The sequence below is a fragment of the Streptomyces sp. NPDC007157 genome (assembly GCF_040634235.1).
GTDB lineage: Bacteria > Actinomycetota > Actinomycetes > Streptomycetales > Streptomycetaceae > Streptomyces.
Genome location: NZ_JBEYFE010000043.1, coordinates 24,352 through 45,943, shown reverse-complemented (window position 1 = coordinate 45,943; position 21,592 = coordinate 24,352). Strand labels below are relative to the sequence as shown.

Sequence of the window (21,592 nt, the reverse complement as noted above, 5' to 3'; positions counted from 1 at the left end):
GCGCAAACTAACACCTGACAGCCGACCCATCTCGAACTGGCTGCCGAGGTGACCTTGGGAGTTGACTTTTCCTACCGACGAGTAACAGACTCGGGTTACCGCTAGTAACACATTATGCGCTGCCGCTGGAGGGGTCATGGCCGAGTTCACCATGGAACTCAACGACGAACAGAAGGAGGTCCGGGACTGGCTGCACGGCTTCGCCGCCGACGTCATCCGCCCCGCGGCCGCCGAATGGGACGAGCGTGAGGAGACTCCCTGGCCGGTCATCCAGGAGGCCGCGAAGGTCGGCATCTACTCCCTCGACTTCTACGCCCAGCAGTACTTCGACGCCACCGGTCTCGGCATACCGATGGCCATGGAGGAGCTGTTCTGGGGTGACGCGGGCATCGCCCTCTCCATCGTGGGCACGGGTCTGGCCGCCGTCGGCGTCCTCGCCAACGGTACCGAGGAGCAGATCGGCACCTGGATCCCCCAGATGTACGGCGACCCCAACGACGTCAAGGTCGCCGCGTTCTGCTCCTCCGAGCCCGACGCCGGCTCCGACGTGGCCTCCATGCGCACCCGGGCCGTGTACGACGAGGCCAAGGACGAGTGGGTGATCAACGGCACGAAGACCTGGGCGACCAACGGCGGCATCGCCAACGTCCATGTCGTCGTCGCGGTCGTCGACCCGGAGCTCGGTTCCAAGGGCCACGCGTCCTTCATCATCCCGCCGGGGACGCCCGGGCTCGCCCAGGGCCAGAAGTTCAAGAAGCACGGGATCCGTGCCTCGCACACCGCCGAGGTCGTCCTGGACGGCGTCCGGGTGCCGGGCTCCTGCCTGCTCGGCGGCAAGGAGAAGCTGGACGAGCGCCTCGCCCGTGCCCGGGAGCGAGCCAGGACGGGCGGCGAGCGGGTCAAGAACGCGGCGATGGCCACGTTCGAGGCGAGCCGCCCCGCGGTGGGGGCCATGGCGGTGGGTACCGCGCGGGCCGCCTACGAGGTCGCCCTCGACTACGCGAAGACCCGTGAGCAGTTCGGGCGGCCGATCATCGACAACCAGGGCGTGGCCTTCCAGCTCGCGGACATGCGTACGTCCATCGACGCGGCCCGGCTGCTGGTGTGGCGTGCGTCATGGATGGCGGTGAACGGGAGGCCGTTCACCGCCGCCGAGGGCTCGATGTCGAAGCTGTTCGCCAGCGAGACCGCGAAGAAGGTCACCGCCCAGGCGATCCAGATCCTGGGCGGCAACGGGTACACACGGGAGTATCCGGTGGAGCGGATGCACCGCGATGCGGCGATCTACACGATCTTCGAGGGTACGAGTGAGGTGCAGCGGTTGGTGATCGCCCGTACCTTGTCGGGGATGCCGATCCGGTAGCGCCGTGGGGGTGCGGGTGCGTTGCGGGCCCACGCGGCGTCGTGGTCGCCCGCGCGGTTCCCCGCGCCCCTGGGCGGATCTCCTCATCGGTGTTTCAGAGGCGTGAGCTGCTCGATGTCGTAGCGCTTGCGGAGCTGCTCGATCGCCTCGAGGTCCGGGGGACCGTCGCTGCCGAGGATCTCCAGCAACTCCTCGAAGTAGCGCTCGTGGTCCGGCGGTGGCGATGACTGGAAGAACATCCTCGACGGGGTGTCCGTCGGGTTGGCGAAGGCATGAGGGCAGCCGGCGGGTACGACGATCAGCGTGCCCGGGGTTGCCCGCACCACCCTCGTTCCCGAACTCGACTCCCACTTCTGCCAGTTGTCGGGGGTGCGGATGCGGGGCTCGAAGGCGAGGACGTCCAGCTCGCCTTCGAGGACGTAGAACAACTCCTCGCTGCGGGTGTGCACATGGGCGCCCACGTCGAAGCCCGGCGGCACCTCCACCTCGAAGGTGGAGGCCGCCCGCGAGTGCGTGCCCGTCACCTTGAAGGTGACGCGCTGGGCCGGCGTGTGGACCACACGCCCGTGTCCCGGTGGTACGAGGAGTCCCTCGGTCGTGGTCATGGGCCACTCACCAGGTCACCGGAAGTGCCTCGGGTCCCCGGATCAACGCGCCCTTCCTGAAGGGGACCTGGTCCGCGGGTACGGCGAGCCGCAGCCCGGGCAGCCGGTCCAGGAGGGCGTCGACCAGCAGCTCCTCCTCCAGCCTGCCGAGCTGGCCGCCCGGGCAGTAGTGCGGGCCGAACCCGAAGGACACATGCGGGTTGGGACTGCGGGTGAAGTCGATCGTCTCGGGGTCCGGGAAGACCTCCGGGTCGCGGTTGGCGGCCAGGTACGAGACGTAGATGGGGTCGCCGGCGCGGATCCGTACGCCCTTGATCTCCACGTCCTCCGTGGCGATCCGGGACAGTCCCACCGCGCTGCGGTGCGGGAGGTAGCGCAGCAGCTCGTCGATCGCCCTGGGGCGGATCTCCGGTTCGCCGCGCAACCGGTCGAGGAGGTCGGGGCGGGTCAGCAGCAGGTAGAACATCTGCCCGCTGTTGTTGGTGACCGCCTCGCCGCCGATCTGGAGGAGGACGGCGAGACCGACGGCCTCCTCCAGCGTGACCTCGCCGCGGCCCACGGCCGCGCCCAGCAGGGAGGCCACGTCCTCGCCCGTACTGCCATCGCGCAGGGCGATGAGGTCGCCGAAGTAGGCGCCCATCTCCCGCTTGGCCTTCTCGCTGATCTCCTTGCCGTGGCTGGAGGACAGGATCAGCTGGGTCCAGAGGTGCATGCTGTGCCGGTCGGCGGCCGGAACGCCCATCACCTCGCAGATCACCGCGATGGGGAAGGGGCTCAGGACCGTCGCCGTGAGATCGGCGGGCGGGCCGTCCTGGACCAGCTCGTCGACGAGCTCGTCCAGCATCCGGCGCGCCTTCTCGCGGACCCGCTCCACCCCCTTGGAGGTGAGCGCGGAGGCCACCGACCGGCGCAGCCGGGTGTGGTCGGGCGGGTCCAGGAAGCCGACCGCGCCACGGTCCGGGATGAAGTGCGGGGCGAGCCGGGTGACCGGCTGCTCCATCACCGCCTCACGGCTGAACCTGGGGTCGTTGGCCACCATCCGTACGTCGTCGTACCGGGTGACCAGCCAGGCCCAGCCCTCGCCGTTGGGCAGCTCGATCCGGGTGACCGGACCCTCCCGCATCAGCTCGGCCAGGGTCGGGTCGAAGTCGACCCCCGCCAGGTCCGGCACCTTCCAGTGCCGGACCGGGCAGATGGCCTCCGGGACGGAGTCCAGGGGTTCGCTGAGCGTCATCTCGGTCAAGCCGCCTCTTCGTCCGAACGCCGCCAGCGACCCAGCGACATTTCCGCGGTGATGCCGGGACCGAAGCCGGCCAGCAGGCCGCGCGCCTGGTGCTCGGCACCGCCCTCGTCGAACATCCGGCGCAGTGCGTCCAGGACGACGGCGCTCGCGATGTTGCCGTACTCGGTGAGCGTGGCCCGGCTGAACCGGAACGCGTGCGGATCGACCTGGAGGAACTTGCTCAGGTCGTCCAGGATTCGCGGGCCGCCCGCGTGGACTATGTAGAAGTCCAGGTCGGACGCGTTCCAGCCGTGCAGTCCCGCCAGGTCCTGGAGGGCCGGTGCGAGTGGCTCCATGGTCGCCGGGACCCGCTTGTCCAGCAGGAAGTGGAACCCGGTGGCCCGGACGTCGTACATGATCCACTCTTCGGTCTTGGGGATCAGGTACGAACCGTTGCGTTCGAGTTCGACGCCGGTGCCGCCCTTGCCGCGGACCACGGCGGCGGCTATGCCGTCACCGAAGAGGCCGTTGGAGAGCAGCGAGCCGACGCCGAGGTCGGTGGGCTGGTAGCACAGCGAGCAGAACTCGCAGGCCACGATGAGCGCGTTGGCGTTCGGGTACGCCGAGCAGAAGTCGTGCGCCCGGTTGATCGCCGCTCCGCCGGCCGCGCAGCCGAGCTGCGCGATGGGGATCTGGCGGGTGGTGGAGTCGAAGTCCATCTCGTTGATCAGCCACGCCGTGAGCGAGGGCATCATGAAGCCCGTGCACGAGACGTAGATGATCACGTCGATGTCGCTGGTGAGCAGCTCGGCGTCGTCGAGCGCTCGTCGGATGACTTCGGGGACCCGGGCCTTGGCCTCGACCTCGTAGAGCTTGTTGCGCTCCTCGAAGCCGGGGTGCTTCAGGGTTTCCTCGATCGGCTGCACGATGTGCCGGGTGCGAACGCCCGTGTTCTCGATCAGTCTCAGCGCCAGTGGCAGCTGCGGGTGGTTCTCGTGGTGGGAGCGCGCCAGTTCCAGCGTCTCCTCCATCGTGATCACGTACTCCGGGACCGACACTGAGGGTTTGCACAAAGTCGCCATGAACCGTGCCTGCTTTCAGCCTTCCGGCGGGTTTGGGCCCGACCGGTCAGAGAGGTGGTTCACCTCAGGAGGTGGTTCCCTCACGATCACCCGTGAGGGCGATGATCTCTCGCCGGACTACTCCGAACCGGTGACCCCGTGTCAGGGTCGGATCAGCGCAGAGGTATCCGAACGAGGAGGACGCGATGCCCGGCACGGCCGCGGAAATGCTGAAAACGACCAGGTCAGAGCTTTCCCCCGACCCGAACGCCAATCCATTGGTCCCCCTCGTCGCCAGCGGCCGGGCGAGCCTGGAGACACTCGCCGCACTTGCCCTGGAACAACACCACGTGATTCCCGCCGACCACCGCGCGTTCGTGCATCTGGCGCAGCGCGCCGCCGAGGAGCCGCCGGCCGCCGGGTTCTTCACCATGCTGGCCGAGGGCGAGGAACTGGCGGCAGAGCGGCTGGGTGCGTTCACCGAGGCGTGCGAAGTGGATGAGCGGCGCAAGCAAGCGTACGAGCCCCTACCGGGCTGCCAGGCGTACCCGGCGTACATCTCCTGGCTCGCCCTCAACGCCGGCCCGACGGACGCCGTCCTGGCCATCACGGCCAACTTCGCGACCTGGGGCACGTATTGCGCCCGCATCGCCGAGGGGCTCCGTACCCACTACGGCTTCACGGACGAGGCCTGCGCCTTCTTCGACTTCTTCGCCACTCCGTCCCCGACCCTGGACCAACAGGCGGAGGCGGCGGTGGAGGCGGGGCTCAACTCGGGCAGCCTGCACGAGAAGCGGGTGCACACATACGGCCGCCTGCTCCAGGAATACGAGGAGTCGTTCTGGCGGTCGCTGAGCTCAACCCACCAGCTTTAGGGGCGCGTGCTGTATCGATTTGCGGCTACCGCCGCGTGGGCGCGACCGGTCGAACCCGACCCGCACTCGCCGTCTCACCCACCCTGCCCACTGCTATGGGCGATACAAGCCACGTCGATCCGGTCGGCGAGTTTCGCGAGCTCAATGGTCAGCGCGGCCACCGTGTCCTCGTCCAGCCCGCTCTCCCCGGCCTCCACCAGCCGGACCCACCGCCCGCCCATGGTCCGCAACAACTTACTCACGTCGGCCGCGGCCACCTGCAGGGTCCCGCGGTCGTCGACGATCAGAGGCAGAGTCACTTCCCGGTTCACACCCGGATCGTAGCCGCGCAACCGTCACGCACCCTGCCAAACGGTGGTGATGTTGCAGAACTCCCGGATTCCGTGCCCGGACAGCTCACGCCCGTACCCGGACCGCTTCACACCCCCGAACGGAAACGCCGGGTGGGAGGCGGTCATGCCGTTGACGAACACGCCGCCGGCCTCCAGATCCCGTACGAACCGGTCCACCTCGGCCTCGTCCCGCGTCCACACGTTCGAACTCAGCCCGAAGGGCGAGTCGTTCGCGATGAGGACCGCCTCGTCCAGGTCCCCGGCCCGGTAGAGCGTGGCCACCGGCCCGAACGCCTCCTCGCGGTGGATGCGCATGTCGCGGTGGATCCCGGCGAGCACGGTCGGCGGGTAGAACCAGCCGGGCCCCTCCGGCCGCTGCCCGCCGCACAGCACCCGCGCACCCGACCGCTTCGCGTCGTCGACGAGTTCCTCCAGGTCGGCCCGTCCCTGTTCGCTCGACAGCGGCCCGACGTCCGTCCCCTCGTCCATCGGGTCGCCCGTCCGCAGCGCCTGCATGCCCGCCACGAACCGCTCGGCGAAGGCGTCGTACACATCGGCGTGCACGATGAACCGCTTCGCGGCGATGCACGACTGCCCGTTGTTCTGCACCCGCGCGGTCACCGCGATCCGCGCGGCGCGGTCGATGTCCGCCGAGGGCATCACCACGTAGGGGTCGCTGCCGCCCAGCTCCAGCACCGTCTTCTTGATCATCTCGCCGGCGGTGGCGGCGACCGCGCGGCCCGCGGGCTCGCTGCCGGTGAGCGTCGCGGCCCGCACCCGCTCGTCGCGCAGGATGTCGTCGACCGCGCCGGAGCCGATCAGCAGGGTCTGGAAGGAGCCCGCCGGGAAGCCCGCCCGGTGGAAGAGGTCCTCCAGATACAGGGCGGTCCGCGGCACGTTCGACGCGTGCTTGAGCAGGCCCACATTGCCCGCCATCAGCGCCGGCGCGGCGAACCGGACCACCTGCCAGAGCGGGAAGTTCCACGGCATCACGGCCAGCACCGGCCCGATGGGGCGGTAGCGCACCCGGACCCGGGACGCGCCCGAGTCCTTCACGTCCGTCTCCGCCGGCTCCTCGTCGGCCAGCAGTTCCTCCGCGTGGTCGGCGTACCAGCGCATCGCCTTCGCGCACTTCGCGGCCTCCGCGCGGGCCTGCGCCAGTGGCTTGCCCATCTCGGTGGTCATGGTGCGCGCGACATCGTCCTTGTCCGCGTCCAGCAGGTCGGCGGCCCGGTGCAGCAGCCGGGCCCGCTCGGCGAAGGCGCTCGCGCGGTAGGTGCGGAACGTCGCCTCAGCCAGTTCGAGCCGGCGTTCGAGTTCGTCCTCGTCCATGGCCTCGAACGTTTCGAGCGTCTCGCCGGTCGCCGGGTTCACCGTCGCGATGGGCATGGCTGACCTCCCTGGGAGCGGGTTTGCTTCGACCTTCGCGCGCGGCCCGGTGGACCGCAACGCATGCGCATCTGTTCAGTCCGTGTGCTCCGCCAGCCGGTCGAGAAATGCCGCCTGCGCCTTGACGATCACCTCGCGGGCCCGGTCGGGGCCGAGCCAGGCCACCCGGTCCAGCTCGGGGAACTCCTGGACCCGGCCCGAGCGCGGCGGCCACTCCATCGTGAAGGTGCCGGGGGCGACCGCGGCCGGGTCCAGGTCAGCCTCGATCGCCCACACCGTCACGATCTTGCCGTTGCTCTGCCGGACCTCCCCGAGGGCGATCGCCTCGCCGTCCGGCGGCGCGAGGCCCAGCTCCTCCTGGAACTCCCGGCGGGCCGCCTCCCAGGCGGTCTCGCCGGGCTCGTACTCGCCCTTGGGGACGCTCCACGCGCCCGCGTCCTTCTTCGCGAAGTAGGGGCCGCCCATATGGCCGAGCAACACCTCAAGGCCCTCGTCGGTGTGCCGGAACAACAGCAGTCCGGCGCTTCGCTTCGGCTCCGTCAACGCCGTACCTCCGGGTGGGCGGCCAGCAGGGTCTCCACCGTATCGGCCTCCTGCGGCCGCTTGTCCTCGCGGTAGCGGACGACCCGGGCGAACCGCAGGGTGACACCGGCCGGGTAGCGGGAGGACCTCTGCAGGCCGTCGTAGGCGATCTCGACGACGAGTTCGGGGCGTACGGTCACCACCCAGCCGTTGTCCGAGACCTCCAGTTCCTTCAGCCGGGCGGTCTGCCACTCCAGCATCGCGTCGGTCATGCCCTTGAAGGTCTTGCCGAGCATGGCGAAGCCGCCGTCCGGGGTACGGGCGCCGAGGTGGAGGTTGGAGAGCCTGCCGGTGCGCCGGCCGTGCCCCCACTCGGCGGCCAGGACGACCAGGTCGAGGGTGTGCACCGGCTTGACCTTCAGCCAGGAGGCGCCGCGCCGGCCCGCGCTGTAGGGGGCGTCAAGGGCCTTGACGACCACGCCCTCGTGGCCGCGTTCCAGGCTGGCGGCCAGGAACCCCTCGGCGGCCGCCGTGTCCTCGGGTCCGGACACCGGCGCCCGGCGGACCCGCATCGGCTCGGGGACCAGCCGGGCCAGCTCCGCGTGCCGTTCGGCGCAGGGGAGGTCGAGGAGGTCGTGGTCGCCCACCGAGAGCGCGTCGAAGAAGACGGGGGAGACCGGCACCTCGCGAGCGGCCTTCGCCACGTCCGTCCGGGAGCCGACCCGGCCCGCCGTCTCCTGGAAGGAGCGGGGGCGGCCCTCGGCGTCGAAGGAGATCACCTCGCCGTCCAGGATGAACCGGTCGCCGCTCAGCCCTCTCGCCGCGGACGTCACTTCGGGCAGGCGGTCGGTGATGTCGTCGAGGGTGCGGGTGAAGACCCGTACGGTGTCGCCGTCCCGGTGGACCTGGACCCGGATGCCGTCGAGTTTCTCCTCGACCGCACAGGCGCCCAGTTTGCCGACCGCCTCGGCGACCGAGGAGGCGGTGTGCGCCAGCATGGGCAGCACCGGGCGGCCGACGGTGAGCCGGAAGCGGGCGAGGGCCGGCGGGCCGTCCGCGAGCAGGGCCTCGGCCACCGTCTGGAGGGACCCGGCGAGCATCACCGCCCGGCGCACGTCGGCCGCGTCCGCGCCGGTCGCCTGCGCGAGCCCCTCCACGGCCACCGCGTCCAGGGCGCCCTGCCGTACCTCACCGGTGATCAGCCCCAGCAGGAAGCGTTGCTCGTCGGCGGTCGCCGCGCCCATCAACTCGCCCACGATCCGGGCCCGTTCGGCCTGCGAACCGGGTCCGGCGACCTTGCCCAGCTCGGTCAGCCGGGTATCGACCTCACGGACGGTGAGGGACGGCTCGGCGGCCGGCGGGACCGCTCGGCTCAGCACCTTCCAGCCGACGCCGAGGCGGCCCTGCGGGAGGCGGCCCGCCAGATAGGGGATGACGACCGGCACGTCGTCCGGGGCCGTCTCCCGGAAGAGGTCGGCGAGCAGGGCGGTCTTGCGGGACCGGGCCGCGGTGGCGGCGACCTCCCGGGACACTTCGGCGAGCCGGGTCAGCAGCATGCAGCCATGGTGCAACGGGCGGCTCCGGACTACACCCGCACGGCGGCGTCCAGCTCCGCGAAGAGCAGCTCGCCGTTGACCGCCGCACCGGCGCGGTGGCCCCCGCCGGCCGCGTCGACCACCTGCTCGGCGAAGCCGCTGGCGTTGCCTGCCGCCTGCCGCCTGCCGCCTGCCGCCTGCCGCCTGCCGCCCATCGCCCGCGGCCCACTGCCCGGGCACGGTCAGGGCCCGCCGCGTGTGCGCGCCGCCGTCCGAGAGCCGTACGCCGGTGAGCCGGTCTCTGGACCCTGGATGACCAGCGCGGCGGAGAGCCCGGCCGTACCGCATCCGGCGACGACCACTTCGTACGCACCGGTCATGGTGATCACCTCCGTCGGCGCCGGTCGCGCATCCGTGGCCGGATTGACAAACCTCTTTGCCGAAACTGCAATACGTCCATGACTACGGACGATGTTCTCGCGGGGGTGGGCCCCCGGCTGCGCAGGCTCCGCAAGGAGCGGGAGGTCACTCTCGCCGCCCTCTCCGAGACCACCGGCATCTCGGTCAGCACCCTCTCCCGGCTGGAGGCGGGGCTGCGCAAGCCCAGCCTGGAGCTGCTGCTGCCGATCGCACAGGCCCACCAGGTGCCCCTGGACGAACTGGTCGGCGCCCCGCCCGTCGGCGATCCCCGGGTGCGCGCCAAGCCGATGGAGCGGCACGGCCGGACCTTCTGGCCGCTGACCCGGCAGCCCGGCGGCCTGCAGGCCTTCAAGGTGGTCGAACCGAAGCGGAAACTCGATCCCGAGCCGCGTACCCATGAGGGCTACGAATGGCTGTACGTGCTGTCCGGGAAGCTGCGGCTGGTCCTCGGCGAGCACGACGTCGTCCTGGCGGCCGGGGAGGCGGCCGAGTTCGACACCCGGGTGCCGCACTGGTTCGGGTCGACGGGGGAGGGGCCGGTGGAGTTCCTCAGCCTGTTCGGGCCACAGGGTGAGCGGATGCACGTCCGGGCACGGCCGAGAAGTACGGCGTGACACGTCCGCTGTGCCGTCAGCTGTTCCCTCATCGGCAAGCGACCGCTTAGTATGCGATGGACCCCGACGAAGCAGTCTGTGGAGGCACCGCATGCAGGCATGGCAAGTGCACGAGAACGGCGAGCCGAGCGAGGTGATGCGGCTCCAGGAGGTCGAGCGGCCCACGCCCGGTGACGGCCAGGTCCTGCTCAAGGTGCGTGCCGCCAACATCAACTTCCCCGACGTGCTGATGTGCCGGGGCCACTACCAGGTGCGCCCACCGCTGCCGTTCACGCCCGGCGTGGAGATCTGCGGTGAGACCGAGGACGGGCGCCGGGTGATCGCCAACCCCGTGCTCCCGTACGGCGGCTTCGCCGAGTACGCGGTCGCGGACGCCGCCGCCCTGCTGCCCGCGCCGGACGCGCTGGACGACGCCGAGACCGCCGCCCTGCACATCGGGTACCAGACGGGCTGGTTCGGACTGCACCGCCGGGCCGGGCTCCAGGCCGGTGAGACGCTGCTGGTGCACGCCGCCGCCGGCGGGGTCGGCAGCGCGGCCGTACAGCTCGGCAAGGCGGCCGGGGCCACGGTGATCGGTGTGGTCGGCGGCGCCGACAAGGCGGCCGTCGCCCGCGAGCTGGGCTGTGACGTCGTCGTCGACCGGCGCGCCGAGGACGTGGTCGGCGCCGTGAAGGAGGCCACCGGCGGCCGGGGCGTCGACGTGGTCTACGACCCCGTCGGCGGCGAGGCGTACACCCAGTCGACCAAGGTCGTCGCCTTCGAGGGCCGGATCGTGGTCGTGGGCTTCGCCAGTGGCACCATCCCGAGCCCGGCGCTCAACCACGCCCTGGTGAAGAACTACTCCATCCTGGGCCTGCACTGGGGCCTGTACGCCACCAAGAACCCCAGGCTGATCCTGGACTGCCATCGGCAGCTCACCGAGCTGGCGGCCAAGGGTGCCATCAAGCCGCTGGTCAGCGAGCGGGTCCCGCTGGCCGAGGCGGCCGCGGCCGTACAGCGGGTCGGTGACGGCGTCACCACCGGCCGGGTCACCGTCGTACCGAAGGGAGCCGAGGCATGATCGACGCCACCGAACTGCAGCGCCGCACAGCCGAGTTGCTGGCCGCGCACCCGCCCGCCACGACGGACCGGCTCGACTTCCTCAAGGCCCGCTTCGACGCGGGACTCGCCTGGGTGCACTACCCGGAGGGCCTCGGCGGCCTCGGCGCCCCGCGCTCCCTCCAGGTCGTCGTGGACGCCGAGCTGGAGGCCGCCGGCGCCCCCGACAACGACTCGCGGCGCAACGGCATCGGACTCGGCATGGCCGCGCCGACCATCCTGAAGTACGGCACCGAGGAGCAGAAGCAGCGCTATCTGCGGCCGTTGTGGATCGGTGAGGAGGTCTGGTGCCAGCTGTTCAGCGAGCCCGGCGCCGGCTCCGACCTGGCCGCGCTCGGCACCCGGGCCGTGCGTGAGGGCGACGGCTGGATCGTGAACGGGCAGAAGGTGTGGACGTCCGGCGCGCACAACGCCCGCTGGGCCATCCTGATCGCCCGCACCGACCCGAACGTGCCCAAGCACGCCGGCATCACCTACTTCATCTGCGATATGACCGACCCGGGCGTGGACGTCCGGCCGCTGCGGCAGATCACCGGTGAGGCCGAGTTCAACGAGGTCTTCCTCACCGACGTCCGCGTCCCGGACTCCCGCCGCCTCGGCGAGACCGGTGACGGCTGGCGGGTCGCGCAGACCACGCTGAACAACGAGCGCGTCGCCATCGGCGGTATGCGGCTGCCCCGCGAGGGCGGCATGATCGGCCCGGTCGTGAAGACCTGGCGCGAACGCCCCGAACTGCGCACCCACGACCTGCACCAGCGGCTGCTGAAGCTGTGGGTCGAGACCGAGGTCGCCCGGCTCACCGCCGAGCGGCTGCGCCAGCAGCTCGTCGCCGGACAGCCCGGCCCCGAGGGTGCCGGCATGAAGCTCGCCTTCGCCCGCCTCAACCAGGAGATCAGTGGCCTGGAGGTGGAACTGCGAGGCGAGGAAGGCCTGTTGTACGACGACTGGACCATGCGCCGACCCGAACTGGTGGACTTCGTCGGCCGGGACGCCGGCTACCGCTACCTCCGCGCCAAGGGCAACAGCATCGAGGGCGGGACCAGCGAGGTCCTGCTGAACATCGTCGCCGAGCGCGTGCTGGGCCTGCCGGCCGAGCCGCGCACCGACAAGGACGTCGCGTGGAAGGACCTCGCCCGATGACAACACGGCGCACACAGCCCGACCTGCTGTACTCGCAGGAGGAAGAGGCGCTGCGGGCCGCGGTGCGGGACCTGCTGGCCGACCACTGCGACGCGCCGGGCGTCATCGCCCGCACCGAGTCGGACGCCCCGCACGACCTGGCGGCCTGGAAGGCCCTCACCGAGGGGATGGGGCTCGCCGGACTGCTGGTGCCGGAGAAGCAGGGCGGCCAGGGTGCTTCGCACCGCGAAGTCGCCGTGGTTCTGGAGGAGTTGGGGCGGGCCGTGGCGCCCGTGCCGTATCTGAGCAGTGCGGTGGTGGCCACCGAAGCGCTGCTGGCCTGCGGCGACGAGGAACTGCTCGGGAAACTGGCATCCGGGCGGACGATCGGTGCGCTGGCCGTGGGGCTGCACGTCGCTCCGGGCGCCGCGGCGCGGGCCGTACGCGTCGAGGACGGGCGCCTGTACGGCGAGTTGACCGGGATCGCGGACGCGGTCGCCGCGGACGTACTGCTGGTGCCGGGAGACGACGGGGGGCTGTACGCCGTCGAGGCGGCGGCCGGCACCGTCACCCCGCAGGTGTCCTTCGACCTGACCCGGCCGCTCGCCACGGTCACCCTCGACGGGGCGGCCGGCCGCCGCCTGGGCGACGCCGGACCCGCCGTCCGGCGTGCGCTGCGGGCCGGGGCCGGGCTGCTGGCCTCCGAGCAGTTCGGTCTCGCCGAGTGGGCGCTGACCGAGACCGTGCGGTACCTCAAGGAGCGCAAGCAGTTCAACCGGCCGGTGGGCGGGTTCCAGGCGCTCAAGCACCGGCTGGCACAGCTGTGGCTGGAGGTTGTCAATCTGCGGGCCGCTGCGCGGGGTGCCGCCGACGCGCTGGCCTCCGGCGAGGATGCCGACGTGCTGGTTGCCGTTGCGCAGGCCTATGCGGGGCCGGTCGCGGTGCGGGCGGCGGAGGAGGCGCTGCAGTTGCATGCGGGGATCGGGATGACCTGGGAACATCCTATCCATCTGTACCTGAAGCGGGCCAAGGCGGATGCGATCGCCTTTGGTACGGCGGGGGCGCATCGGGGGGCCTTGGCCGAACTGGTCGATCTTCAGGCGCCGTGATGTGACGGCTGTTCGGTGCGGGTGCGTGGGGGCTGGTCGCGCACCCGCGGCGGAGCCGCATCGGCGATACGGCCCCGCGCCCCTCCGGGGCGCGCCTGCTGAGGCACGTATGAAGTGAACCAGGGGTGGCAGTCCAGCCAATTCCCTTCCTGCCGCCCCCTATTGGGCTCTGCCCGCCCGCATACTCCCTTGGGTTCCTCAAGGCCCTACAAGGGAGGCAGAGCACATGGCCCTCACCACCCGTCGCAGAGCCCTCACCGCCCTCGGCGCCGCCCTCGCGGGCGCTGTCGCGCTGCCCGGAGCGCAGGCCTGGGCGGGCGGCGGTCACCGCGGACCGCGTCCGCTGTGGCGTGCCCACGCCCACAACGACTACGAGCACACCCGCCCCCTCCTCGACGCCCTCGACCACCGCTTCGGCAGTGTCGAGGCCGACATCTTCCTCGTCGGTGACCAGCTGCTCATCGGCCACACCGAGGACGACCTGGACCCCAGCCGCACCCTGGAGTCCCTCTACCTCGACCCGCTGGCCCGGATCGTGAAGGCCAACCACGGTTCCGTGTACCGGGGTTGGCGTCAGCCGCTGCAGCTGCTCATCGACATCAAGACCGAGGGATCGTCCACGTACCTCGAACTCGACCGGCATCTGCGGCGCTACCGGCACCTGTTCACGACGTACGCCCACGGCCGCGTCATCCCCGGTGCCGTCACCAACGTCATCTCCGGTGACCGTGCCGCGCGTACGCCGATGGAGGCACAGACCGTGCGCCGGGCCTTCTACGACGGCCGGCTCACCGACCTCGGCACCTCGGCGCCCGCCTCCTTCGTCCCGCTGATCAGCGACAACTGGCAGCTCAACTTCACCTGGCTCGGGGCGGGCGCGTTCCCCGAGGCCGAGCGGCGGAAGCTGCGCGCCATCATCGGCCAGGCGCACGACCGCGGCCAGACGGTGCGCTTCTGGAACACCCCCGACGCGGCCGGGTCCGCCCGCGACGCGCTGTGGAGCGAACTGCTCGCCGCCGACGTCGACTACTTCAACACCGACGACCTGGCCGGCCTGGAGGCTTTCCTGGACACCCACCGGGCGTCGTAACACCACCCGATCGGGGGACGTGTCGACCGCACGGGCCTCCCCTCCGCTACGCCACACTTGCGGCCGAACGCCCTGAAACGGGCGTGGCGGAGGAGGTTCGCGATGGCCGTTTCCATCTCTGTGGTGCTGCTGCTTCTGCTCCTGGCGGTGCTCTTCATGCGCCAGGGCGGCCTGAAGATCTCGCACGCCCTGGTCTGCATGCTGCTCGGTTTCTACCTGGCCAGCACCAGCGTGGCGCCCACCATCAGCAGTGGGCTCACCGCGACCGCCGACATGGTGAGCAGTCTGCGGCCCTGAGCCGGCGGACGGGGGCCGCCGGCCCAGGGCTCGCGGTCAGGGTGTCGAGAAGACCCCGATCCCGTTCGCCACGGGGCGTTCCGGGCTCACGGTCGGGTGGTTGAGCACGCTCACCGTGCGGTCGCCCGGGGTGCGGGCCACCAGCGTCGTGGAGCCGCCGCCGTCCAGGCTGAACGCGTCGGCCGCCCCCAACTCCCGCATCTCGTCGGCAACTTCGGCGATGGTCATGCCGCTGCGGTAGGCCACCGCGCCGTCCAGCGCGAGCAGCAGGAGTTTGCGTCCGCCGCTCGTGTAGCCCGCGGCAGTGCGTACGGCCGTGGTGGTGTCGTTGAGGCCGGCCAGCGGTTCACCGTTGCGCAGCACCGGGTAGCCGCCGACCGCGAAGCGGTAGGGGACCTTGGAGTCGGACGCCACCATCTGCCTGCGCACCGTGACCCGTTCGCCCTTGGTGAGCTCGCGCAGCCGGTCGGCGCCGGCCTCCCGGCCCAGCAGGACCGTCGTATCCGCCGCGATGGCACCGCTGCCCGGGCTGTCGGCGGTGGCGACCACCCTGCCGTCGCGGATCCGCACCTCGTAGGTGTCCGTGCTGCAGCCGGCCGCCCGGTCGGTGTCCGAGCCGCAGGTGGCACGCTTGCGGGAGGCCGGGCCCCAGGCGGCGGTGTAGGCGCCGACGGAGTCCTGCGCCAGCGCGTACTGGTTGAGCCCCCGCAGCGCCAGGTTCCCGTCCGGGGTGCGGACGGTACCCACGAGCGTCAGCCGGTCCAGCCGGGCGCGGCGGTCCACGCCGACGCCGAGGACGTCGGTGGTGTCGGTGCCGGGCGGCAGCACCGGGCCGAACCGCTGGGCCGTCGGCACCGCCGCCTTGAGCAGCCGGCCCTGGGCGATCGCCGGGCCCACGCTCGCGCCGGTCACCTCGACGCCCGGGTGCTGGGTCTCGGTGATGTCGAAGAAGTCGCCGTTCACGCCCGCGACCGCGCCCGCCGCGTCCGCCATCGTGGACACCGGCGACCGGGCGGCCACCGCGCCCGGGTCGAGGAGGTCCACATGGACGTGCGGATCGGTCAGGTCGACGGTCAGCAGATGGGCGTGGACCGTGCCCTTGGCCGCCGGGACGTCGAACTGCCGGTAGGTGACGCCGGACGCGATCCGTCCGGTGTCCGACACGGCGCCGGCCGGTGCCGCCCCCGCGAGGGCCGCACCGGCCAGCACGCCGGACGTCGTGAGAAGCGTGAACAGAGTTCGGGTCGTCGCTGCAAATCGTCTCTGACGATGCGTCACCGCACCCCCTGATGTCTCGTCAAGTACCTCAGGACTCAGGGAAGTGCAGCAGACGGGAGTGACCGGCAGGGCGGCTAGACGTCGACTACGCGCGAACGGGTGAGAAAACGCACCCCCTCGGGTGCCTCCAGCGAGAATCCGCTCCCTCGTCCGGGTACCACGTCCACGATCAGCCGGGTGTGGCTCCACGCCTCGTACTGGCTCCGGGACATCCAGAAGGTGACCGGCTCCTCGACGCCGTCCACCGCCAGCTCGGCCAGCAGCACGTCCGAGCCTCCGGTGCGGAACTCGCCGTCGAGGTAGCACATCGGCGCGCTGCCGTCGCAGCAGCCGCCGGACTGATGGAACATCAGCGGGCCGTGCTCGGCGCGCAGTCGGCGCACCAGCTCGGCGGCGCGCGGGGTGAGCTCGACGCGCGGTGGCGCCGTCCGGTCGTCCATGGTCACCCTCCTGGGGCCGGGGTGTCGGATCCCCCCAGTCTCACCTCTCGTCACCGGCCGGTCCAGAAGCGGTCGTTGACTACTCGGTGCGCAGCGCCGTCGCCGTACGGACGCTGGCCGCCCAGCCCGCCGGGAGCAGCGCGCCGAGAACCGCGATCACCGTGCCGCCCAGGGCGAGGAGCAGCAGTCCGGGTGCCTGGTAGACGTCCATGACCACGTCGGGCAGGCGCAGTCCGGCGCTGTCGCCCATGGCGGGCATGACCACACGGTGCACGGCGAAACCCAGCGGGACCCCCAGCGCCCCGCCCGCCAGCCCCGGCAGCACGACCGAGGCGATCACCAGCGTCACCGTCTGCCGGGGTGTCATCCCGAGCGCCTTGTGGATGCCCAGGTCGCGGATGCGCTCATGGGTGTCGAGCACGACCCCGCCCAGCACTCCGAGTCCGGCCACCGCCACCAGGATCAGGGTGAGCGTGGCCGCGAGCGTGTCGAGAGCGACCACGCCGTCACTGCCGTTGACCGACCTGGCGTCGGTGGCCGTGACGCCGAACGGCCTGAGCGCCGCGTTGAGGTGTGCCACGTACGCGTCGGCGTCGGTGCCCGGGACGAGCCGCACGGCGTGGTCGGCCGGGTGCAGGTCCGGCGCGGCCGTCCGCAGGGTGGCCAGGTCGGTGAAGACCCGCATGCCCTGCTGGCCGGTGTCGAAGACCTCGCCGACGATCCGTATCCGCACCGGCGTGCCGTTCACGGTGAGCGTGACCGTGCCGCCCACCTCGGCTCCGCTCGCGGTCAGGAACGGGGCCGGTACGACCGCCTCGCCCGCCGCGCGGAACCAGCGGCCGGAGACCATGGCGAAGCCGCCCCAGGAGGCGTCGCCGTCGTAGGCGAACACCGGCACACTCCCCGTCGCCCCGGCGACCTCGGCCTCGGCCGAGACGCCGCCGTACTGGTCGCGGGTGCCCGGCTGGGCGGCGATCGCGGCCCGCACGGCGGCGGCCTCGGCCGCCGTCACCCGCGTGGTGCCCGGCGGCACGCGGCCCGGACCCGCCGGCTGCCGGGCGCTCACGGTCACGTCTGCCGCGTTGTGGTTCTTGGCCGTGATCACCTCACCCAGGGACGCGGCCATACCGACCGCGAAGGTGACCGCCGCCGTGCCGAAGACGACCGCCGCGGCCATCGAGGCGGCGCGGGCGGGCCGGTGGAAGGGCCGGGCCAGTCCGAGGCCCACCGCCCGCGGTACCGGCAGCCGCGCGGCCAGCCGTGCCGTCGTACGGCCCCGGCCCGCCGCCGGCGTGCGGCCCACGGCCAGCGCGTCGACCGTGCGCAGCCGCCCGGCGCGCCAGGCGCTCAGCCACGCCGTGCCGGCCACCAGGCCCAGCACCCCGCCCACGACGGCCAGATCGACCCCGGCGGAGACCCCGAGCCCGACCGACCCGTACACGGCCGAGGTGTCCGCCATAAGCGGGGTGGCGAGCAGGTGCCCTGCGGCCAGGCCCAGCCCGGTGCCGATCGCGGCGGGCACGAGCGCCTGCGCCCCATAGGCCCCGACGACCTGTCCCGGAGTGCAGCCGACCGCCTTGAGGACGCCGATCCGCCGCAGCCCGGTGCCCACCGCACCGGCCACCACGTTCCCGACGACCAGCGCCGACATCACCAGCCCCAGCACCGCGAAGGCGACCAGGAACGGCACGTACAGGGCGGTCTCACGGGTCGCGAACTGCCGTACGGCGAGCCAGGACCGGGCACCCGAGAGCGCTCCCGCCGGTGCGGCCGCCGTCACCGCCGCACGGTCCCGGGCCACCTGCGCCTCGGTCGCCGCGTGGGCGAAGCGGTACAGCATCTGGTAGCCGTCGGCACGACCGGACGCCGTGAGCCCGGCGATCTGCGCGGGCACCACCCACGCGTCGGCGGTACGGCTGACCGAGCGGGCCGTGCCCACCACGGTGAGCGTCGGGCTGCCGGGCAGGTCCGCGAAGTCCAGCCGCTGCCCGAGCCGTACGGGCGGTCTGTCCGGGTCCGTCGCGAGCACGATCTCGCCGGTCCGCCGTGCCCACCGGCCCTCGGTCACGGTGAGCCGGTCCACCGCCCCGCCGGGTCCGGCCCGGCCGACGACCGACAGCGCGCCCGCGCCGTCCGGCGTGGCGGTCGTCGTGGGGAACGGACCGGACGACCCCGTCACCCCGGACGCGTGCGCGGCGGCCGTGAGTTGGGCCGGCCCGGCCCGGCGCGGGTCGAACTGCGCGGTGAGCTGGGACCCGTGCTGCTTCCCGAACGCCTTGTCGAAGGGCGCGCGGGAGGCCACCAGCAGCGCACCGGCCAGCACGGACGCCGTCACCGCCAGCAGCGCGGCCAGGGCGATGACCAGCGTCTGGGTGCGGCGCCGGGCCATGCCCGACCGGACGACCCGGACCAGGGCGCTCATCGGACCGCCTCCGTCGTGACGTCGGTGCTGATCCGGCCGTCGGCGAGGTGGACCGTGCGCCGGGTGCACGCCCTGGCCAGGTCGTGGTCGTGGGTGACCAGGATTAGGGTCTGGCCGTCGGCGTTGAGTTCTGCGAGGAGACGGCTGACGTCCGCGCCGGACGCGGAGTCCAGCGCGCCGGTCGGTTCGTCGGCCAGCAGCAGCGCGGGCCGGTTCATCAACGCCCGTGCCACCGCGACGCGTTGCCGCTGGCCGCCGGAGAGCCGGCCGGGGTAGGCGGTCGCGTGCGCCGCGATGCCCAGCGATTCGAGCAGTTCCGCCGCCCGGCGGGCGGCCTCCCGCCGTCCGGTACCGGCGAGTTGGGCGGGCAGCACGACGTTGTCGGCGACGGTCAGGTCGTCCAGCAGGTTGAAGAACTGGAACACCATCCCGACCCTGTTCCGCCGGTAACGGGCCGCGCCCGCCTCGCCCAGCCGGTCCACCCGGACGCCGTCCACGGTCACCGTGCCCTCGTCGGGACCGTCCAGGCCGGCGATCAGGTTCAGCAGCGTCGACTTGCCGCTGCCGGAGGGACCCAGCACCGCGACGGCCTCCCCGGGTGCCACGGTCAGGGTCACGTCCAGCAGCGCGGGCGGTCCGGCGTCGTAGCGCCGGGTCACGTCCCGCAGTTCGATCAGCGGTGTCGTCATCGGTGGGTCTCCGTCCCTCGGTGGCCGCCGACGCTAGGGAACGGGGCGGGCCGGGCACGACGGGCGCGGGGCGTAATCGGCGTACCACGTCGGATGCAGGGACGGCGGGGTCATCCCTGAGATGTAGTCCGGGGAGGGATGCCCAGGGCCCCGGGGGTGTCGAGAATAGGAGGATGACGACGACCTGGGTGCCGGGCCCGCGGGTACGACTGCGCGCACTGGCGGAGCCGAGCGGTCCCGTGCCCGAACCCACCACGCGCGGCCGGCTCTTCGACGCCGCCGTCGCCCTGCTCGTCCTCGTCTGTGAGGTCCAGTACGCGGTGGACCCGGACGATCCGACCGGGCGGCACAGCACGGTGGGCCTGATCTGCCTGGCGTTCCTGGCTTCCGTACCGCTCGCCTGGCGCCGCCGCTACCCACTGGCCGTGCTCTGGATCGTGCTGGCGGCGAACGCGGTCACCCCCGGTGACGTCACCCGGCTCACCTTCTACGCCTGTGTCATCGCCGCGTACAGCGCCGCTGCCTACGGCCGTTACCAGGCGGCGGCGAGGGCCTCGCTCGCGCTCGCCGTGCTGCTCAGCCTCACGATCGGGAGATCGGTGCCGCACACTCCGTTCGGCGTCGAACCCACCGTCCCCACCCAGTACGTGCCCCTGTTCATCTCCGCCCCGCTGGTCCTGGCCACCCTCGGACTGCGCACCTGGAAGGCCCGGGCCGAGGAGAGCCGGGACCGGCTGGCGGAGCTGGAGCGGCGGCGGGCGGAGGAGACGCGCCGGGCCGTGGAGCACGAACGGGCCAGGATCGCCCGGGAGTTGCACGACGTGGTGACCCACAACGTCAGCGTGATGGTCATCCAGGCCGGCGCCGCCCGCAAGATCATGGACAGCTCGCCCGAGCAGGCGCGCGAGGCACTGCGCGCGGTGGAGGCGGGCGGGCGTACGGCGATGGGGGAGCTGCGGCAGGTGATGGGACTGCTCACCATGGACGATCCCGGCACGGCGGTCCTCGATCCGCAGCCGGGTCTCGACCGGCTCGGACCGTTGATCGACCGCACCCGCGACACCGGAACGCCCGTCGAGCTCACGGTGTCCGGGACGGTCCGGCCGCTGCCCGGTGGCGTGGAGCTGACCGCCTACCGGGTGGTGCAGGAGGCATTGACCAACACCCTGAAGCACGCTGCCGGTTCGAAGGCGAGCGTGCGTGTCGAGTACGGCGCCGCCGAACTGCGGGTCGAGGTCACCGACTCCGGCGGCACCCGCGGACCGGGCGCCGCCACGGGCAACGGGCGCGGGCTGATCGGGCTGCGCGAGCGGCTCGCCGTGCACGACGGCACCCTGAGCAACGGACCGCGTCCGCTCGGCGGTTACCGGGTCCGCGCCCTGATTCCCCTGGAGAGCGCGTGAGTACACCGGTGAGTCCGCCACGGGTCGTCGTCGTGGACGACCAGGCTCTGGTGCGCACCGGCTTCCGGCTGATCCTCACCGCCGACGGCATCGAGGTCGTCGCCGAGGCCACCGACGGCCACCAGGCCGTGGACGCGGTCCGGCGCACCCGGCCCGACGTCGTCCTGATGGACATCCGGATGCCCGAGCTGGACGGTCTGGAGGCGGCCCGCCGGATCCTCGCCACCCCCGAGCCGCCCCGGATCCTGATGCTGACCACCTTCGACCTCGACCGGTACGTGTACGCGGCGCTGTCCGCCGGGGCCAGCGGCTTCCTGCTCAAGGACGTCACCCCCGAGCACCTGACGGCCGCCGTCCGCACGGTCAGGGCCGGTGACGCGCTGCTGGCGCCCGCCATCACCCGCCGCCTCGTCGAACGCTTCGCCCGCGGCGGCGCCGACAGTGCCGCGCTCCACCGCGACCTCGGTCATCTCACCCCACGCGAACTCGACGTCCTGCGCCTGCTCGCCCAGGGCCTCTCCAACGCGGAACTCGCCGCCCGCCTCCACCTCTCCGAGGCCACCGTCAAGACCCATGTCTCCCGCGTCCTCGGCAAGCTCTCCCTGCGCGACCGCGCCCAGGCGGTGGTGGTCGCCTACGAGACGGGACTGGTCACGCCGGGCGGCCGGTAGGAGCCCTAGCCTGTCTCCGTATGTAGACGTAGTCTCTG

The 21,592-nt window shown here is 72.0% G+C and carries 22 protein-coding genes and 1 pseudogene; 10 read left to right on the top strand and 13 right to left on the bottom strand.

All coding sequences use genetic code 11. The annotated features are described in order from the left end of the window. The first annotated feature begins 136 nt into the window (after positions 1-136). Positions 137-1,363, top strand: a complete 1,227-nt coding sequence (locus ABZ642_RS43605) for an acyl-CoA dehydrogenase family protein (RefSeq protein WP_360496383.1) — start codon at positions 137-139, stop codon at positions 1,361-1,363. An 83-nt stretch (positions 1,364-1,446) separates the two neighbouring features. Here ABZ642_RS43605 and ABZ642_RS43600 read toward each other — a convergent pair whose 3' ends face one another. From ABZ642_RS43600 to ABZ642_RS43590, 3 genes are read right to left on the bottom strand one after another with little or no spacing between them, the layout of a single operon-like run. Beyond that, positions 1,447-1,968: a cupin domain-containing protein gene (locus ABZ642_RS43600; RefSeq protein ID WP_360496380.1), complete on the bottom strand. Its 522-nt coding sequence runs from the start codon at positions 1,966-1,968 to the stop codon at positions 1,447-1,449. Positions 1,969-1,975: 7 nt separating this feature from the next. Then, positions 1,976-3,202, bottom strand: coding sequence for a cytochrome P450 (locus ABZ642_RS43595; RefSeq protein ID WP_360496425.1), 1,227 nt, complete (start codon positions 3,200-3,202; stop codon positions 1,976-1,978). A 5-nt stretch (positions 3,203-3,207) separates the two neighbouring features. Then, positions 3,208-4,272, bottom strand: a complete 1,065-nt coding sequence (locus tag ABZ642_RS43590) for a type III polyketide synthase (protein WP_360496377.1) — start codon at positions 4,270-4,272, stop codon at positions 3,208-3,210. Between the two features lie 185 nt (positions 4,273-4,457). On the opposite strand from ABZ642_RS43590, the gene ABZ642_RS43585 reads away from it, so the two are divergent. Beyond that, positions 4,458-5,126, top strand: a complete 669-nt coding sequence (locus ABZ642_RS43585; RefSeq protein WP_360496374.1) for a transcriptional regulator — start codon at positions 4,458-4,460, stop codon at positions 5,124-5,126. Between the two features lie 74 nt (positions 5,127-5,200). On the opposite strand, the gene ABZ642_RS43580 is transcribed toward ABZ642_RS43585, so the two are convergent. From ABZ642_RS43580 to ABZ642_RS43555, 6 genes and pseudogenes are all read right to left on the bottom strand, one after another. After that, entirely contained in the window at positions 5,201-5,437 is a 237-nt protein-coding gene (locus ABZ642_RS43580) for a DUF6213 family protein (RefSeq protein WP_351733680.1), read from the bottom strand. 24 nt (positions 5,438-5,461) lie between these two features. Then, a complete protein-coding gene (locus tag ABZ642_RS43575) occupies positions 5,462-6,847 on the bottom strand; it encodes an NADP-dependent succinic semialdehyde dehydrogenase (RefSeq protein ID WP_360496371.1) in 1,386 nt (461 codons plus the stop codon). 75 nt (positions 6,848-6,922) lie between these two features. Then, positions 6,923-7,390 carry an NUDIX domain-containing protein gene (locus ABZ642_RS43570; RefSeq protein ID WP_360496368.1) on the bottom strand — a complete coding sequence of 156 codons (468 nt, stop codon included), beginning with the start codon at positions 7,388-7,390 and terminating at the stop codon, positions 6,923-6,925. After that, positions 7,387-8,925, bottom strand: coding sequence for an ATP-dependent DNA ligase (locus tag ABZ642_RS43565; protein WP_360496365.1), 1,539 nt, complete (start codon positions 8,923-8,925; stop codon positions 7,387-7,389). The genes ABZ642_RS43570 and ABZ642_RS43565 overlap by 4 nt, the downstream gene beginning before the upstream one ends. 29 nt (positions 8,926-8,954) lie before the next feature. Beyond that, positions 8,955-9,080, bottom strand: a pseudogene (locus ABZ642_RS43560) (thioredoxin reductase); the annotation flags it as partial. Between the two features lie 66 nt (positions 9,081-9,146). Then, positions 9,147-9,284 carry a hypothetical protein gene (locus ABZ642_RS43555; RefSeq protein WP_360496362.1) on the bottom strand — a complete coding sequence of 46 codons (138 nt, stop codon included), beginning with the start codon at positions 9,282-9,284 and terminating at the stop codon, positions 9,147-9,149. A 78-nt stretch (positions 9,285-9,362) separates the two neighbouring features. Between ABZ642_RS43555 and ABZ642_RS43550 the strand changes: the two genes are divergently transcribed. The 6 genes from ABZ642_RS43550 to ABZ642_RS43525 all read left to right on the top strand — a co-directional run bounded on the left by ABZ642_RS43550 (position 9,363) and on the right by ABZ642_RS43525 (position 14,651). Next, positions 9,363-9,938, top strand: coding sequence for an XRE family transcriptional regulator (locus ABZ642_RS43550; protein ID WP_360496359.1), 576 nt, complete (start codon positions 9,363-9,365; stop codon positions 9,936-9,938). Between the two features lie 91 nt (positions 9,939-10,029). After that, positions 10,030-10,998 carry an NADPH:quinone oxidoreductase family protein gene (locus tag ABZ642_RS43545; RefSeq protein WP_360496356.1) on the top strand — a complete coding sequence of 323 codons (969 nt, stop codon included), beginning with the start codon at positions 10,030-10,032 and terminating at the stop codon, positions 10,996-10,998. Next, positions 10,995-12,176, top strand: a complete 1,182-nt coding sequence (locus ABZ642_RS43540) for an acyl-CoA dehydrogenase family protein (RefSeq protein WP_360496353.1) — start codon at positions 10,995-10,997, stop codon at positions 12,174-12,176. Before ABZ642_RS43545 ends, ABZ642_RS43540 begins: the two co-directional genes overlap by 4 nt. Continuing rightward, complete coding sequence (locus tag ABZ642_RS43535; RefSeq protein ID WP_360496350.1) at positions 12,173-13,264, top strand: acyl-CoA dehydrogenase family protein; 1,092 nt, start codon at positions 12,173-12,175, stop codon at positions 13,262-13,264. Before ABZ642_RS43540 ends, ABZ642_RS43535 begins: the two co-directional genes overlap by 4 nt. 226 nt (positions 13,265-13,490) lie before the next feature. Continuing rightward, positions 13,491-14,354, top strand: a complete 864-nt coding sequence (locus ABZ642_RS43530; RefSeq protein ID WP_360496347.1) for a phosphatidylinositol-specific phospholipase C/glycerophosphodiester phosphodiesterase family protein — start codon at positions 13,491-13,493, stop codon at positions 14,352-14,354. A 102-nt stretch (positions 14,355-14,456) separates the two neighbouring features. Continuing rightward, a complete protein-coding gene (locus ABZ642_RS43525) occupies positions 14,457-14,651 on the top strand; it encodes a hypothetical protein (RefSeq protein ID WP_360496345.1) in 195 nt (64 codons plus the stop codon). Positions 14,652-14,687: 36 nt separating this feature from the next. Here ABZ642_RS43525 and ABZ642_RS43520 read toward each other — a convergent pair whose 3' ends face one another. From ABZ642_RS43520 to ABZ642_RS43505, 4 genes are all read right to left on the bottom strand, one after another. After that, entirely contained in the window at positions 14,688-15,860 is a 1,173-nt protein-coding gene (locus ABZ642_RS43520; protein ID WP_360496342.1) for a phosphodiester glycosidase family protein, read from the bottom strand. A gap of 143 nt (positions 15,861-16,003) precedes the next feature. Further along, a complete protein-coding gene (locus tag ABZ642_RS43515) occupies positions 16,004-16,369 on the bottom strand; it encodes a DUF779 domain-containing protein (protein WP_360496339.1) in 366 nt (121 codons plus the stop codon). Positions 16,370-16,448: 79 nt separating this feature from the next. After that, on the bottom strand, positions 16,449-18,791 hold the full coding sequence (locus tag ABZ642_RS43510) for an FtsX-like permease family protein (RefSeq protein ID WP_360496336.1): 2,343 nt from the start codon (positions 18,789-18,791) through the stop codon (positions 16,449-16,451). Next, positions 18,788-19,480 carry an ABC transporter ATP-binding protein gene (locus ABZ642_RS43505; protein ID WP_360496333.1) on the bottom strand — a complete coding sequence of 231 codons (693 nt, stop codon included), beginning with the start codon at positions 19,478-19,480 and terminating at the stop codon, positions 18,788-18,790. Before ABZ642_RS43505 ends, ABZ642_RS43510 begins: the two co-directional genes overlap by 4 nt. A 173-nt stretch (positions 19,481-19,653) precedes the next feature. Here ABZ642_RS43505 and ABZ642_RS43500 point away from each other — a divergent pair, with 173 nt between their 5' ends. Further along, a complete protein-coding gene (locus ABZ642_RS43500; RefSeq protein WP_360496330.1) occupies positions 19,654-20,883 on the top strand; it encodes a histidine kinase in 1,230 nt (409 codons plus the stop codon). Next, on the top strand, positions 20,880-21,554 hold the full coding sequence (locus ABZ642_RS43495; RefSeq protein WP_360496327.1) for a response regulator transcription factor: 675 nt from the start codon (positions 20,880-20,882) through the stop codon (positions 21,552-21,554). Before ABZ642_RS43500 ends, ABZ642_RS43495 begins: the two co-directional genes overlap by 4 nt. Positions 21,555-21,592 lie beyond the last annotated feature (38 nt).